13 protein-coding genes are annotated in these 14,405 nt (G+C 71.6%); 7 read left to right on the forward strand and 6 right to left on the reverse strand.

What is annotated here, in order from left to right; all coding sequences use genetic code 11:
- Positions 1-90 precede the first annotated feature (90 nt).
- The 4 genes from ACH4MY_RS14855 to ACH4MY_RS14870 all read left to right on the forward strand — a co-directional run bounded on the left by ACH4MY_RS14855 (position 91) and on the right by ACH4MY_RS14870 (position 4,612).
- The gene (locus ACH4MY_RS14855) at positions 91-1,185 is read left to right on the forward strand and encodes a thiamine ABC transporter substrate binding subunit (RefSeq protein ID WP_398002733.1); all 1,095 of its coding nucleotides are present in this window, start codon (positions 91-93) and stop codon (positions 1,183-1,185) included.
- Between the two features lie 38 nt (positions 1,186-1,223).
- Positions 1,224-2,837 (forward strand): ABC transporter permease, encoded by a 1,614-nt coding sequence (locus ACH4MY_RS14860; RefSeq protein ID WP_398002736.1) that lies wholly within the window; start codon positions 1,224-1,226, stop codon positions 2,835-2,837.
- Positions 2,837-3,865, forward strand: a complete 1,029-nt coding sequence (locus tag ACH4MY_RS14865; RefSeq protein WP_398002495.1) for an ABC transporter ATP-binding protein — start codon at positions 2,837-2,839, stop codon at positions 3,863-3,865. Before ACH4MY_RS14860 ends, ACH4MY_RS14865 begins: the two co-directional genes overlap by 1 nt.
- Positions 3,866-3,961: 96 nt before the next feature.
- On the forward strand, positions 3,962-4,612 hold the full coding sequence (locus ACH4MY_RS14870; RefSeq protein WP_398002498.1) for a dihydrofolate reductase family protein: 651 nt from the start codon (positions 3,962-3,964) through the stop codon (positions 4,610-4,612).
- 10 nt (positions 4,613-4,622) lie between these two features.
- On the opposite strand, the gene ACH4MY_RS14875 is transcribed toward ACH4MY_RS14870, so the two are convergent.
- The 6 genes from ACH4MY_RS14875 to ACH4MY_RS14900 form a co-directional block, all read right to left on the reverse strand.
- Entirely contained in the window at positions 4,623-5,630 is a 1,008-nt protein-coding gene (locus ACH4MY_RS14875; RefSeq protein WP_398002501.1) for a hypothetical protein, read from the reverse strand.
- Positions 5,631-5,720: 90 nt separating this feature from the next.
- Positions 5,721-6,860 carry an LOG family protein gene (locus ACH4MY_RS14880; protein WP_398002504.1) on the reverse strand — a complete coding sequence of 380 codons (1,140 nt, stop codon included), beginning with the start codon at positions 6,858-6,860 and terminating at the stop codon, positions 5,721-5,723.
- A 58-nt stretch (positions 6,861-6,918) separates the two neighbouring features.
- Positions 6,919-8,070 (reverse strand): hypothetical protein, encoded by a 1,152-nt coding sequence (locus ACH4MY_RS14885; protein ID WP_398002506.1) that lies wholly within the window; start codon positions 8,068-8,070, stop codon positions 6,919-6,921.
- Entirely contained in the window at positions 8,052-8,780 is a 729-nt protein-coding gene (locus ACH4MY_RS14890; RefSeq protein ID WP_398002509.1) for an ABC transporter ATP-binding protein, read from the reverse strand. The genes ACH4MY_RS14885 and ACH4MY_RS14890 overlap by 19 nt, the downstream gene beginning before the upstream one ends.
- 234 nt (positions 8,781-9,014) lie before the next feature.
- The gene (locus ACH4MY_RS14895; protein WP_398002511.1) at positions 9,015-10,385 is read right to left on the reverse strand and encodes an aspartate aminotransferase family protein; all 1,371 of its coding nucleotides are present in this window, start codon (positions 10,383-10,385) and stop codon (positions 9,015-9,017) included.
- A 2-nt stretch (positions 10,386-10,387) separates the two neighbouring features.
- Complete coding sequence (locus ACH4MY_RS14900; protein WP_398002514.1) at positions 10,388-10,894, reverse strand: Lrp/AsnC family transcriptional regulator; 507 nt, start codon at positions 10,892-10,894, stop codon at positions 10,388-10,390.
- Between the two features lie 190 nt (positions 10,895-11,084).
- Here ACH4MY_RS14900 and ACH4MY_RS14905 point away from each other — a divergent pair, with 190 nt between their 5' ends.
- From ACH4MY_RS14905 to ACH4MY_RS14915, 3 genes are all read left to right on the forward strand, one after another.
- On the forward strand, positions 11,085-12,521 hold the full coding sequence (locus ACH4MY_RS14905) for a gamma-aminobutyraldehyde dehydrogenase (protein WP_398002517.1): 1,437 nt from the start codon (positions 11,085-11,087) through the stop codon (positions 12,519-12,521).
- A 145-nt stretch (positions 12,522-12,666) separates the two neighbouring features.
- Entirely contained in the window at positions 12,667-13,833 is a 1,167-nt protein-coding gene (locus tag ACH4MY_RS14910; protein ID WP_398002520.1) for a PotD/PotF family extracellular solute-binding protein, read from the forward strand.
- Between the two features lie 12 nt (positions 13,834-13,845).
- A complete protein-coding gene (locus ACH4MY_RS14915) occupies positions 13,846-14,400 on the forward strand; it encodes an HXXEE domain-containing protein (protein WP_398002522.1) in 555 nt (184 codons plus the stop codon).
- The last annotated feature ends 5 nt before the right edge of the window (positions 14,401-14,405 follow it).

Raw genomic sequence — 14,405 nt, forward strand, 5'->3', positions numbered from 1 at the left:
CGCCCTGCCCGCGCCCGGTTCGCCGGTCGTGGGCAGGGCCGCGTCTCTTCCTGGTCATACCCAGGAGGAATCTCAGTGAGCACCAATCCGGTGAGCATCAAGAAGGCCGCCGCCGCCGCGCTCGTCGCGGCGCTGGGCGTCACCACCCTTGCCGCCTGCGGCACGGACGACGTCCGTGAGGCGGCCGGCAAGTCCGGCGCGCCCGCGCCGAAGACCGTGACCCTCGTGAGTCACGACTCGTTCAACGCCTCCAAGGAGGTGCTGGCCGCGTTCACGAAGCAGACGGGTTTCACCGTCAAGGTCCTGAAGAGCGGCGACGCGGGCGAGGCCGTCAACAAGGAGATCCTGACCAAGGGCTCTCCGCAGGGCGATGTCTTCTTCGGTGTCGACAACACCCTGCTGTCCCGCGCCCTCGACAACGGCATCTTCGTGCCGTACGAGGCGAAGGGCCTGGACCGGGTCCCGGCCGCGTACCAGCTGGACAAGGAGCACCGGGTCACGCCGATCGACTCGGGTGACATCTGCGTCAACTACGACAAGAAGTACTTCGCCGACAAGAAGCTGGCGCCGCCGGTGACCTTCGACGACCTGGCGAAGCCCGCGTACAAGGACCTGCTCGTGGTCGAGAACCCGGAGCGGTCCTCCCCGGGTCTCGGCTTCCTGCTCGGTACGGCCGCGAAGTACGGCGACGACGGCTGGCAGGCGTACTGGACGAAGCTCAGGGCGAACGGTGTGAAGACCGTCGACAGCTGGGAGCTGGCGTACAACCAGGAGTTCTCCGGTTCGGCCGGTGGCAAGCAGGCGAAGGGCGACCGGCCGCTGGTCGTGTCGTACGCCTCCAGCCCGCCGGTGGAGGTGCTGTACGGCGAGCCGCAGCCGAAGGTGGCGCCCACCGGGGTCTCCACGGGCACCTGCTTCCGGCAGACGGAGTTCGCGGGCCTGCTGAACGGGGCGAAGAACCCCGAGGGCGGCAAGGCGCTGATCGACTTCCTGATCTCGAAGAAGTTCCAGGAGGACATGCCGCTGCAGATGTTCGTCAACCCGGTGGCGAAGGACGCGGCGCTGCCGGAGCTGTTCACCAAGCACGGTGTGGTCGTCGACAAGCCGGAGACCATGGCGCCCGAGAAGATCGCAGAGAAGCGTGACCCGTGGATCCAGCAGTGGTCGTCGCTCGTTCTGAAGTAGTCCCCGACCGCGGGGGAAGCGCGGCGCGGCTCGGCCTGATGGTCGTGCCCGTCGTCTTCTTCGCGCTCTTCTTCGCCTGGCCCGTCGTCTCGATCGTCGAGCGCGGGCTGCGGGTCGACGGGGCGTGGCAGTTCGGCCGGTTCGGCGAGACGCTGAGCCGGCCGGAGATCCTCGACGTCCTGTGGTTCACGTTCTGGCAGGCGCTCGCCTCCACCGGGCTGACGCTGCTGATCGCGCTGCCCGGGGCGTTCGTCTTCGCGCGCTTCGACTTTCGCGGCAAGGGGCTGCTGCGGGCCGTCGTCACCGTCCCGTTCGTGATGCCGACCGTCATGGTGGGTACGGCCTTCCTCGCGCTGGTCGGGCGCGGCGGGCTCCTCGACGGGCTGTGGGGCGTGCGGCTCGACAACACGGTCTGGGCGATCCTGATCGCCCATGTGTTCTTCAACTACGCCGTGGTGGTCCGGACCGTCGGAGGGCTGTGGGCGCAGCTCGATCCGCGTCAGGAGGAGGCCGCCCGGGTCCTCGGGGCGTCCCGTTGGAGGGCGTGGCGGACCGTGACCCTGCCGGCGCTCGCCCCGTCCGTGGCCGCGGCGGCGCTGATGGTGTTCCTGTTCACGGCGAGTTCCTTCGCCGTCGTCCAGATCCTCGGCGGTTCCACGTACTCCACCCTGGAGACGGAGATCTACCGGCAGACCGTCGTCCGCTTCGATCTGACGACGGCCGCCGTGCTCACGATGGTGCAGTTCGTCGCGGTCGGCGTCGTACTCGCCGTGCACGCCAGGACCGTGCGCCGGCGGGAGACCGCGCTGAAGCTGGTCGCGCCGGAGGAGACCGCGCGCCGGCCCCGGGGCGTCGGCCAGTGGGCGCTGTTCGCGGTCGTCCTGGTGTCCGTCGCCCTGCTGATCGTGCTGCCGCTCGGGGTGCTCGTCGAGCGGTCCTTCGCCACCTCCCACGGGTACGGGCTCGACTACTACCGGGCGCTGCAGACCCCGGATCCCTCCGGCACGTTCCTCGTTCCGCTGCTGGACACGATCGGCAACTCGCTCCGGTACGCGGTCGTCGCCACGCTGATCGCCCTGGTCATCGGCGGGCTCGCGGCGGCGGCGCTGACCCGGCGGGCGGGCCGGCTCGTGCGGGGCTTCGACGCGCTGTTGATGCTGCCGCTCGGGGTGTCCGCGGTGACCGTCGGTTTCGGTTTTCTCATCACGCTCGACGAGCCGCCGTTCGATCTGCGGGCGAGCTGGATCCTCGTACCGCTCGCGCAGGCCCTGGTGGGTGTGCCGTTCGTGGTGCGGACGATGCTGCCGGTGCTGCGGGCGGTGGACGAGCGGCTGCGGGAGGCGGCGGCCGTGCTCGGGGCGTCGCCGTGGCGGGCCTGGCGGGAGGTGGATCTGCCGCTGGTGCGGCGGGCGCTGCTGATCGCCGCCGGGTTCGCGTTCGCCGTCTCACTGGGCGAGTTCGGTGCGACGGTGTTCATCGCCCGGCCCGACAGTCCGACGCTGCCGGTGGCGGTGGCCCGGCTGCTGGGCCGGCCCGGTGAACTCAACTACGGCCAGGCGATGGCCCTCTCGACGATTCTGATGGTGGTGTGCGCGGTGTCCCTGCTGCTGCTCGAACGGCTCCGGACCGAGCGCACCTCGGGGGAGTTCTGATGCTGAGGCTCGACGGGGCGACCGTGCGGTTCGGGGAGCGGGCGGTGCTGGACGCCGTGGACCTGGAGGTCGAGGAGCACGAGATCGTGTGTGTGCTCGGGCCGAGCGGCAGCGGCAAGTCGACGCTGCTGCGGGCGGTGGCCGGGCTCCAGGTCCTCGACAGTGGGCGGGTGCTGCTCGGCGGCGCCGACCAGAGCGGGGTGCCGGTGCACCGGCGGGGCGTCGGTCTGATGTTCCAGGACCATCAGCTGTTCCCGCAGCGGGACGTCGGCGGCAATGTCGCCTTCGGGCTGCGGATGCGGGGTGAGGGGAAGGCCGAGCGGACCGAGCGGGTGCGGGAGCTGCTCGACCTCGTGGGTCTGCCGGGGGCGCAGGCGCGGTCCGTCGCCGCGCTCTCCGGGGGTGAGCAGCAGCGGGTGGCGCTGGCCAGGGCGCTGGCGCCCCGGCCGCGGCTGCTGATGCTGGACGAGCCTCTCGGCCAGCTCGACCGGGGGCTGCGGGAGCGGCTGGTGGTGGAGCTGCGGCAGCTTTTCGGGCGGCTCGGTACGACGGTTCTCGCGGTGACCCACGATCAGGGCGAGGCGTTCGCGCTCGCCGACCGGGTGGTGGTCATGCGGGACGGGCGCATCGCCCAGGCGGGTGCGCCCGTCGAGGTGTGGTCGCGGCCGGCGTCGGAGTTCGTGGCCCGTTTCCTCGGCTTCGACAACGTGGTGGCGGCGCGGGTGACCGGGGTCGTCGCGGACACGGTGTGGGGGAAGGTCCCGGTGCCCGAGGACTCGCCGCAGGGCGAGCGGCGGCTTCTCGTCCGGCCGGGCGGGGTGCGGCCGGTGCCCGCGGAAGGGGGGCCGGCGTGGACGGTGGAGTCGCGGACCTTCCGGGGCAGCCATGTGGCGGTACGGCTCCGTCCGGCGGACGGGCCGGTGCTGGACGCCGAGCTTCCGCTGCGGGAGGTGCCGGAAGTGGGCGCCGAGGTGGGGGTGGCCTTCCGGGCGGAGGACGTGGTCGTGCTGGGTGACGACACGCCGTAGCGGCGCCTCGTGGTGGGTGCGATGAGTTTTTCCCTCCGGGGGAGTCTCCTTGGTGGTGTTCCGTCGTCTCGTTGTCTCACGCACAGGAGGAAAGTCATGGGCGAGCAGCTGCTCAGAGTCCAGAACTTCATGGTCTCGTCCGACGGTTTCGGTACCGGTGAGGGGCAGAGCCTCGAACATCCCTTCGGGCACGCGGATCCCGGGGCCATGTTCTCCTGGGCGGGTGCCACGGCGAGCTGGCCCAACCGGACCGAGCCCGGTGGCAGCCGCGGTCTCGACGACTACTTCACCCGGGACTTCTCCCACAACATCGGTGCCGAGATCATGGGCCGCAACAAGTTCGGGCCCCAGCGGGGACCCTGGCAGGACCACGAGTGGCAGGGCTGGTGGGGTGACGAGCCTCCGTTCCACACGCCGGTGTTCGTCATGACCCATCATCCGCGCCCGTCGTTCACGCTCTCCGACACCACGTTCCACTTCGTCGACGACGAGCCGGCGAGCGTTCTCGCGCGGGCGAAGGAGGCGGCGGACGGCAAGGACGTCCGGCTCGGAGGCGGGGCCACCGTCATCCGGGAGTTCCTCGACGCCGGCCTGGTCGACGCCCTGCACGTCGCGGTGGCGCCGGTGAAGCTCGGCGCGGGGGTACGGCTCTGGGAGTCGCCCGACGAGCTGCTCGACCGGTTCCACCGCGACGTCGTGCCCAGCCCGGGCGGTGCGGTCACGCACCACATCTACTGGCGGAAGTGACCCGGGAGCCTCACCGGCAGCGGTCGCAGGCCCCGCGCGCCGCCCGCTGGTACAGGAGGGTGGCGCGGCCCAGGGCCAGGCCGTAGCAGGAGAAGCCGCCGTAGGCGACGGCGAACACCCAGGGGGCGTGGTCGGCGAGGTCCAGGTCGACCGCCCCCGTCCAGACCAGTACGCCGGTCGCGGCCAGGAACGCCCCGAACGGTGCGAGCGCGCCCGCCCCGGCCCAGCCGAGCGCGAGCAGCGGCAGCCGGGGCAGCCGGCGCCCCCAGGGGCGGGTCAGCGCGAGCGCGAGGACCATGCCGAGGACGGCGAGGACCGCGGTGACGTCGACCCCGTGGTCGTACAGCCGGAGGCCCAGGTCGCTCGTGTACTCCGGGTCGGCGCCGGGGCGGCCGGTGCCGGTGAATCCGGGGGTCACGCCGAGCGCCCAGGCCGTCTTCAGCGTGGCGTACGGGACGAGGGCGGCGACGGCGACCGGGCCCGCCCGGGTGCCGCTCTCCCGCGCCGACGCGGCGGGGGCGCGTCCGCCGCAGTGGAGGCAGGTGCCGCGCGCCCTTCGGCGGTGGGCGAGGGCCGCGTTGCCCCAGAGGACCGCGCCGAGGACGGCGAGACCCTGGTTCGCCAGAGCGGCCCAGTCGATCGGCGGCTGGTTGCGGGACAGGAGGAACAGCAGATGGAGGGGGCTGAGGAGGGCGGCGAAACCCGAGGTCAGGCAGAGTGCGACGACCGCCCACGCCGCCGTGGACAGCCACCTCGCGGCCGGGCGGCGGAGCAGTGCGTACGCGAGGACGGCGGCGGTCCCGTACAGCACCGCCGCGGTCGCCTCGGCGGCGGTGCCCGTCCCCTTGGTGAGGAGCGCGTAGCCGAACGCGGGCCCGGTGAGGGCGGCGAGGGCCGCGCCCGCCGCGTACAGGAGTGACCAGAGGAGGGCGGCGCGACCCGTCCAGGAGGGCCGGTCGGCCCAGGGGGGTCCGTCGGTCCGGGACGGGCCGTCGGCCAGGAGTCTCTTCGGCGTCAAGGTCCGAGCCTCCCGGGGGAGGGCCCCGGTGGTCGTCGGCCCGTGGTCGGGTCCCGCTCCGCCGCGCGGGGGAGACGGGAGGCGCCGGGGTCACTCCTTCGTCAGGCGTTCCAGGGCGTCGGGGGCCTCGTCGATCGAGTCGACCAGTGCGATCCGGGCGGCCATCGGACGGTTTCCGGCGAGGGACTTCAGGAGGGGCCAGGCCGGGAGGTGTTCGGTCCAGTGGGCGCGGTCGACCAGGACCATCGGGGTCGGGGTGCCCCGCGAGCCGTAGTAGTTCGGGGTCGCGTTGTCGAAGATCTCCTGGACCGTGCCCGCCGCGCCCGGCAGGAAGACGACGCCCGCGGTGCAGCGGGCGAGCAGGCCGTCCTCCCGGGTGGCGTTGGCGAAGTACTTGCCGATGTGGCCGGCGAAGGCGTTCGGCGGCTCATGGCCGTAGAACCAGGTGGGGATGCCGATCGAGTCGCCGCCGTGGGGCAGCCGGGCCCGTACCGTGAAGGCCGCGCGGGCCCACTCCGTCACCGACGGTTCGAACGACGGGACGTCGGCGAGCAGGGTGAGGGCCTCGGTCAGGGATTCGTCGGGGAGCGGCGCCAGGTACGCGCCGAGGTTCGCGGCCTCCATCGCGCCGGGGCCGCCGCCGCTCGCCACGGTGAGGCCGGCGCGCGCCAGCGATCGGCCGAGGCGGGCGGCGCCCGCGTACGCCTCCGTGCCCCGGCCCATGGCGTGCCCGCCCATGACGCCGACGACCCGGGCGCCGTCGAGGAGTTCGTCGAGGGCGTCGGAGATGGCGTCGTCGTGGATCGAGCGGAGCATCGAGGCGAGGATGTCGCCGTCGGCCGTGGTCCGGCCGAACCACTCGTGGGCGAGGGCGTCCGGCGTCGTCTCGTATCCCTGGTCCATGATCCCGTCGAACAGTTCCCCGGGGGAGTAGAGCGCGGCCCGGTACGGGTCGAAGGGCAGGTCGGGCACGGGCGGGAAGACGAGCGCCCCGTCGGCGCGGACCTTGGCCGCGGCCTCGGGCTCCATGGGGCAGCCGAGGAAGACGGCTTCGGTGGTGACCGCGGTGAGGAGGGCGAAGGTCCGGCCGGTGAGGTCGACCGACTGCACCCGGTGTCCGGCGAGCGAGCCCGGCCGGGCGAGCGCCTCGTCGAACTCGTCGAGCGTGTGGATCTCGCGCCCGTGCCCGCGGGGTCCGGGCGGCCGGTGTGCCGGTGGAAGCGTCGCCATGGGCCCACGATAGGGGCGGCACCGGTGGTGCCGCCCCCGCGGGCCGCGGGCCGCGGTGTCAGCCCGTCAGCGGCAGTGCCGCCAGTCGCGCGACCAGCCAGGTCAGCGGGAGGAAGACGGCGAGCAGGACGCCCGCGCGCATCAGGGCCGCCGAGCGGAGCACCGTCGGCGGGGCGCCGATGCGGAGGAGTGCCTCGGTGGTGTGGGCGCGGCCCTGCTTCGATTCCAGCGCGGCGGTCAGCAGGGTGGCCGTCGTGCAGGCCAGGATGAGGGCCGCGCCGAGGCCGGTGAGCGGGCCGAAGGCGTCGGAGCCGGTGTCCGCGTCGTACAGGGCCGCGGCGGCGAGGATTCCGGAGATCACCGCGCTGACCACGCCGAGGGGGCGGCCGATACGGCGCGACTCGTCCATCAGGACGCGGCCGGCGAGCAGCCGGACGGCGCCCGGCCGGACGGCCTGGAGGAGCCGGCCGCAGCCGTGGGTGATGCCCGGGCCCGCCATGGCGAGGCCGAGGGCGGTGAGGACCCAGCCGGCCAGGACGCCCGCCGGGTTGCCGTCGAAGCGGCCGGGCAGCGGGAGTCCGTCGGCGGCGCCGCTGCGGCCCGCGTATGTCTCGATCGCCAGGCCGACCGCGACCAGGGCGATGCCCCACGGCAGTCCGGACGGCACGGGCTTCTCCGCGCCCTGCGGTTCGGCGGGCGCGGTGCGGGGGCGTAGGGCGAGGCCGGCGGCGGTGGCGGCGGCGACCGGGAGCACGGCGAGCAGGGTGAGGGCGGCGGCGAGCGGGATCGGCTGGTCGGCGGCGAGGAGCTCGGCGGCGGCCCCGTCGAAGGGCAGTCCCGTGATGTCGCCGCGCAGGTGCAGATAGAACAGCAGCGCGACCATGGAGCCGAGGGTGCAGGCGACGGCGGTCGAGGCGGCGGCGATCGCGGTGAGCCGGGCGGGGCCGAGGCCGATCGCCGAGAGTCCGGGGCGCGGGCGGGTGCTGGGGTCGGTGCGGGCCACCGCGACGGCGAACTGGACGGTGGCGGCGAGCGGCAGGGCGCACCAGAGGAGTCGCAGGACGGACGCCGAGGACCGGTCGGGATGCCCGACGGCGTAACCGAGGGTGCAGAGCAGGAGGAAGCCCACCCCCGCGGCCGCGGCGGCGACGAGGAGCCGGCGCGTGAGGACGAGGGGGTGGGCCCCGCGGGCTAGACGGAGAGCGAGCACGCGGCGACGCCCTCCGCCCCTGACGCCGGGGGTACGGTGCCGACCCGGCGTCCGTCGAGCAGGGCGACCGTGCGGTCGGCGAACGCCGCGACCTCGGCGTCGTGGGTGGCGAGGAGCACGGTGATGCCGTGGGAGCGGGCGGCGGCCGTCAGGGTGCGCAGGACCTGTGCGCCGTCGGCCCGGTGCAGGGTCGCGGTGGGTTCGTCGGCGAAGAGCACCGACGGGGTGGTGACCAGGGCGCGGGCGATGGCGATGCGCTGGCGCTGGGAGTGGGTGAGGGCGTGCGGGCGACTGCGGGCGCAGCCGCCGATGTCGAGGCGTTCCAGCCATTCCAGGGCGGCGGTCTTCGCGGCCCGGTGGGAGACGCCGCGCAGCAGCAGGGGCAGGGCGGTGTTCTCCCAGCCGGTGAGCTCGGGGACGAGTCCGGGCTCGGGGTCGATCCAGCCGAAGCGGTCGCGGCGGAGCCGTTCGCGTTCGGCGGGGCCGAGGGTGTGGACGGGGCTGCTGTTGAACCAGACTTCGCCCTGCTGGGCGAGGAGCTGGCCGGACAGGCAGCGCATGAGGGTGGTCTTGCCGCTGCCGCGCGGTCCGACGAGGGCGAGGATCTCGCTCTCGCGGATGCCGAGGGAGACGCCGCTGAGGGCGTCCGAACCGCCCAGGGCGCAGTGCAGGGAACGCGCCCAGAGCACGTCGTTGTCCGGTGGGGCCATCGCGTACACCTCGATGTCGGATCCGATCTGAGTTCCCCCGTCCGGGGGAACGAAGGGACGGGCCTGTCGGTCACTGGGCACCGTAAGGATTCAGATCCGTTTGTACGGACAGCACACGGCCCGGGGCGCGGCCATCCACTCGGATGGCCGCACACCCGGGCCGGGGTCACGCCATGAGGGTGGCGTGGGGTCCGTCGCCGTCTCCCGTGAGGGCGGGGACGGCGGCGGGGACGATCAGAGCTTGGTCCACGCCTCGGTCAGCACCGAGCGCAGGATGCCTTCGATCTCGTCGAAGGTGCCCTGGTCGGCGATGAGCGGCGGGGCCAGCTGGATGACCGGGTCGCCACGGTCGTCGGCACGGCAGTACAGGCCGTTCTCGAAGAGCGCCTTGGAGAGGAAGCCGTACAGGACGCGCTCGGTCTCCTCGTCCGTGAAGGACTCCTTGGTGACCTTGTCCTTGACGAGCTCGATGCCGTAGAAGAAGCCGTTGCCGCGGACGTCGCCGACGATCGGGAGGTCGTGCAGCTTCTTCAGGGTGTTGAAGAAGTTGCCCTCCTGGTCGAGGACGTGCTGGTTCAGGCCTTCCTTGTCGAAGATGTCGAGGTTGGCGATCGCGACCGCCGACGACACCGGGTGGCCACCGAAGGTGTAGCCGTGGAGGAAGGTGTTGTCGCCCTTGTAGAAGGGCTCCGCGATGCGGTCGGAGACGATGCAGGCGCCGATCGGGGAGTAGCCCGAGGTCATGCCCTTGGCGCAGGTGATCATGTCGGGCACGTAGCCGAACTTGTCACAGGCGAACATCGTGCCGAGCCGGCCGAAGGCGCAGATCGTCTCGTCGGAGACGAGCAGGACGTCGTACTGGTCGCAGATCTCGCGGACGCGCTGGAAGTAGCCGGGCGGCGGCGGGAAGCAGCCGCCGGCGTTCTGCACCGGCTCCAGGAAGACGGCGGCGACGGTGTCGGCGCCCTCGAAGAGGATCTCCTGCTCGATCTGGTCGGCGGCCCAGCGGCCGAAGGCCTCGGGGTCGTCGCCGTAGATCGGGGCGCGGTAGATGTTGGTGTTCGGCACCTTGTGCGCGCCGGGGACCAGCGGCTCGAAGGGGGCCTTCAGGGCCGGCAGGCCGGTGATGGACAGGGCGCCCTGCGGGGTGCCGTGGTAGGCGACCGCACGCGAGATGACCTTGTACTTGGTGGGCTTGCCCTGCAGCTTGAAGTACTGCTTGGCCAGCTTCCAGGCGGTCTCGACGGCCTCTCCGCCACCGGTGGTGAAGAAGACCTTGTTCAGGTCGCCCGGGGCGTAGTCCGCGAGACGCTCGGCGAGCTCGACGGCCTTGGGGTGCGCGTACGACCACACGGGGAAGAACGCGAGCTCCTTGGCCTGCTTGTACGCGACCTCGGCCAGCTCCTCGCGGCCGTGTCCGGCGTTGACGACGAAGAGACCCGCGAGACCGTCGAGGTAGCGCTTGCCCTTGTCGTCGAAGATGTAGGTGCCCTCACCACGCACGATGGTGGGAACGGGCGAGTTCTCGTACGACGACATGCGGGTGAAGTGCATCCACAGGTGGTCGTACGCGGACTTTGACATGTCACTTCGGGACTGGGTCACGATTATCGAGTTCCCCACATATAGGTCTGCTTCTTGAGCTTGAGGTAGACGAAGCTCTCGGTGGAGCGCACGCCGGGGAGGGTGCGGATGCGCCTGTTGATCACATCCAGCAGGTGGTCGTCGTCCTCGCAGACGATTTCCACCATGAGGTCGAAGGAGCCCGCGGTCATCACCACGTACTCGCATTCGGCCATGGCTGTCAGGGCTTCCGCAACCGGATCCAGGTCCCCCTCGACGTTGATGCCGACCATCGCCTGCCGTCGGAAACCCACGGTGAGCGGGTCGGTGACGGCGACGATCTGCATGACGCCCTGATCGAGCAGCTTCTGGACGCGCTGCCGTACGGCGGCTTCGGAGAGGCCTACGGCCTTGCCGATCGCCGCGTAGGGACGGCGACCGTCCTCCTGGAGCTGTTCGATGATCGCCAGGGAGACGGCGTCGATCGTCGGGGACGAACCGGTTCCGGTTCTGGAGTCTGCGCTTCGACTGGCCACGGCTTCACTGTGCACCGAGAATGTCAGTCTTGCAACCCCGGATCGATGTAATTCGTTGCCGAGGGGCTCGAATCTCGCGGAATCCGAAGTTGGAGGGGGGTGGGCCTGTTGAAAGCGTCAGTCGAGCGACTAGGCTGAGGTGTCTCGCCCATCGGGACGCCGCACAAGGACGTGCGAAGACAGAACGTGACAGGAGGGGTGGCAAGTGACCACCGAGCTGCGCCGGCTGCGTAACTACATCAACGGGGAGTTCCGCGACGCGGCCGACGGCCGCACCATCGACGTGGTCAACCCGGCGACCGGCGAGGTGTACGCCACCTCCCCGCTCTCCGGCCAGGACGACGTCGACGCCGCCATGGAGGCCGCCGCGGCCGCCTTCCCCGCCTGGCGTGACAGCACGCCGTCCGAGCGCCAGAAGGTACTCCTCAAGATCGCGGACGCCTTCGAGGAGCGCGCCGAGGACCTGATCGCCGCCGAGGTCGAGAACACCGGCAAGCCGGTCGCCCTCACCGCGAGCGAGGAGATCCCGCCGATGGTGGACCAGATCCGCTTCTTCGCGGGTGCCGCCCGGCTGCTCGAAGGCCGTTCGGCCGGCGAGTACATGGAGGGCATGACCTCCATCGTCCGCCGCGAGCCCGTGGGCGTCTGCGCCCAGGTCGCGCCGTGGAACTACCCGATGATGATGGCCGTGTGGAAGTTCGCCCCGGCGCTCGCCGCGGGCAACACCGTCGTCCTCAAGCCCTCGGACACGACCCCCGCGTCGACCGTCCTGATGGCCGAGATCATCGGACAGATCGTCCCCAAGGGCGTCTTCAACGTCGTCTGCGGCGACCGCGAGACGGGCAAGGCGATGGTCGAGCACCCGACCCCCGCCATGGCCTCCATCACCGGCTCCGTCCGCGCCGGCATGCAGGTCGCCGAGTCGGCGGCCAAGGACGTCAAGCGCGTCCACCTGGAGCTGGGCGGCAAGGCGCCGGTCGTCGTCTTCGAGGACACCGACATCGACAAGGCCGTCGAGGACATCTCCGTCGCCGGCTTCTTCAACGCCGGCCAGGACTGTACGGCCGCCACCCGCGTACTCGTCCACTCGTCCATCCACGACGAGTTCGTCGCCGCCCTCGCCAAGGCCGCCGCCGCGACCAAGACCGGCCAGCCGGACGACGAGGACGTGCTGTACGGCCCGCTCAACAACGCCAACCAGCTGAAGCAGGTCACCGGCTTCATCGACCGCCTCCCGGCCCACGCCAAGGTCGAGGCCGGCGGTCACCGCGTCGGTGACAAGGGCTACTTCTACGCCCCGACCGTCGTCTCCGGACTCAACCAGGACGACGAGATCGTCCAGAACGAGGTCTTCGGCCCGGTCATCACCGTCCAGTCCTTCACGGACGAGGCCCAGGCGCTGGAGTACGCGAACGGCGTCGAGTACGCCCTCGCCTCCTCCGTCTGGACCAAGGACCACGCCCGCGCGATGCGCATGTCCAAGGCGCTCGACTTCGGCTGCGTGTGGATCAACACCCACATCCCGCTGGTCGCCGAGATGCCCCACGGCGGCTACAAGAAGTCCGGCTACGGCAAGGACCTCTCCGCCTACGGCTTCGAGGACTACACGCGCATCAAGCACGTCATGACCTCCCTCGGCTGATCCTCGGCCCGCACGCGCCACACGGCCCCGGCACCCCGGTCGACAGGGTGTCGGGGCCGCGCCGTGTCGCTCGACGGACCGTCCATTGCCGCAGGTGGTGGCGGGCCGGGATGCTGCACGGGTGAGAGCGACAGCCAGGAACACCATGTCCCGCCGGTCCCTGCTCCGCGGCATCGGCGGTGCCGGGGCCGCGACCCTGCTCGCCGCCGGTTGCGGGGTCCCCGCCGCGTACGTCGACGAGGGCGACCGGGCGGGCCGCGACCTCTCCGCCCGGGACCGGACGCTCGACTTCGCCAACTGGCCGCTCTACATCGACACCGATGACGAGGACGCCAGGAAGCGCCCCACCCTCGACGCCTTCCGGAAGCGCACCGGGATCTCCGTCCGGTACACCGAGGAGATCAACGACAACGACGAGTTCTTCGGCAAGATCAGCCCGTCCCTGATGAACCACCAGGAGACCGGACGCGACCTGATCGTCGTCAGCGACTGGATGGCCGCCCGCTTCGTCCGCCTCGGCTGGGTCCAGGAGATGGACCGCGCCGCCCAGCCGCACGTCGCCGAACACCTCAACCCGCAGCTGAGGTCGCCCGCCTTCGACCCGGGCCGGCTGCACAGCGTCCCCTGGCAGTCCGGGATCACCGGCATCGCGTACAACCGCAGGAAGCTCGGCCGGGAACTGCGCTCCACCAAGGAGCTGTGGGCCGACGACCTGCGCGGCAAGGTCACCCTGCTGTCCGGGCTCGACGAGTCCTTCGCGCTGCTCATGATGGGCAGGGGCGTCGACGTCACCCGGTGGACCGGCGACGACTTCCACGCCCTGTGCGAGCAGGTCGAGGGTCTCGTGAGGAAGCGGCACATCCGCCGCTTCACCGGCAACGACTACATCAAGGACCTGTCGACCGGCGATGTGCTGGCCTGTCAGGCGTACTCAGGCGATGTCATCCAACTCCAGGCCGACAACCCGGACATCGAGTTCGTCGTCCCCGAGGAGGGCGCCGAGCTGTGGGCCGAGTCCCTCATGATCCCCAACCTCGCGCACCACAAGACCAACGCCGAGAAGCTCGTCGACTACTACTACGAGCCCGAGGTCGCGGCCGAGCTCGCCGCCTGGGTCAACTACGTCTGCCCGGTGCCCGCCGCCCAGCAGGTCCTCGCGGACTCCGGCGACGAGGAGCTCGTGGCTCTCGCCGAGGACCCGTTGATCTTCCCGGACGGCGCCATGCGGGAGCGGCTCGCCATCGCCCGGGACATCACGGCCCGGGAGCGGCAGGGGTTCACGAAGAGGTGGAACGCGATCGTGGGGCTGTGAGTTGAGCCGGACGTGACCACATCGAATGTGCAGACGAACGAGAGCGCGGGCGTCGACGCGCTCGCCACCTACGGGCTGTTCCTCGCCTGGGCCGTCCACGACGTCGAGGAACTGGCCTTCGGGCCGCGCTGGCTGCGGGAGAACGTGCCCCTGCTGCGCGAGCGGTTCCCCGGGGTGCCGGAGGCGGTGTGGCGGGCCGCCGAGTCCGTCGACGAGCGCGAGTTCACCCTCGCCGTCGGGGTGATGGCGGCCGTCGTCGGCGCCGCCGCCGTGGCCGGGGCCCGGTCCGGCGGCCGGTCCGCCTTCTACCAGGGGGCGTTGAACGGATTCGGACTGCACGGCCTCGTCCATCTCGCCCAGGCCGCCGCCGTGCGGGGGGTGACTCCCGGCTCCGTCACCTCCCCGCTCGTCGTCGTTCCCTTCACCCTCTGGGCGCGCGGCCGGCTGCGGCGCGCGGGGGTGCTCCGCCCCTCCGGGCTCCTGGACGTGGTCGCGGGACTGGGGGTCGCGGCGGGCGCCACCGTCCTCGCGCACGCGGTGGCGCGACGGCTGGCACCCTGTTTCTGAACGCG

Source organism: Streptomyces sp. NPDC017246 (assembly GCF_044331325.1).
Classification (GTDB): domain Bacteria; phylum Actinomycetota; class Actinomycetes; order Streptomycetales; family Streptomycetaceae; genus Streptomyces.

What these genes read in the sequence shown, in the direction of transcription:
- ACH4MY_RS14860 (WP_398002736.1), top strand. Translation starts at nt 1,224, where the DNA reads ATGGTCGTGCCCGTCGTCTTCTTCGCGCTCTTCTTCGCCTGGCCCGTC.
- ACH4MY_RS14865 (WP_398002495.1), top strand. Translation starts at nt 2,837, where the DNA reads ATGCTGAGGCTCGACGGGGCGACCGTGCGGTTCGGGGAGCGGGCGGTG.
- ACH4MY_RS14870 (WP_398002498.1), top strand. Translation starts at nt 3,962, where the DNA reads ATGGGCGAGCAGCTGCTCAGAGTCCAGAACTTCATGGTCTCGTCCGAC.
- ACH4MY_RS14880 (WP_398002504.1), bottom strand. Translation starts at nt 6,860, where the DNA reads ATGGCGACGCTTCCACCGGCACACCGGCCGCCCGGACCCCGCGGGCAC.
- ACH4MY_RS14890 (WP_398002509.1), bottom strand. Translation starts at nt 8,780, where the DNA reads ATGGCCCCACCGGACAACGACGTGCTCTGGGCGCGTTCCCTGCACTGC.
- ACH4MY_RS14910 (WP_398002520.1), top strand. Translation starts at nt 12,667, where the DNA reads ATGTCCCGCCGGTCCCTGCTCCGCGGCATCGGCGGTGCCGGGGCCGCG.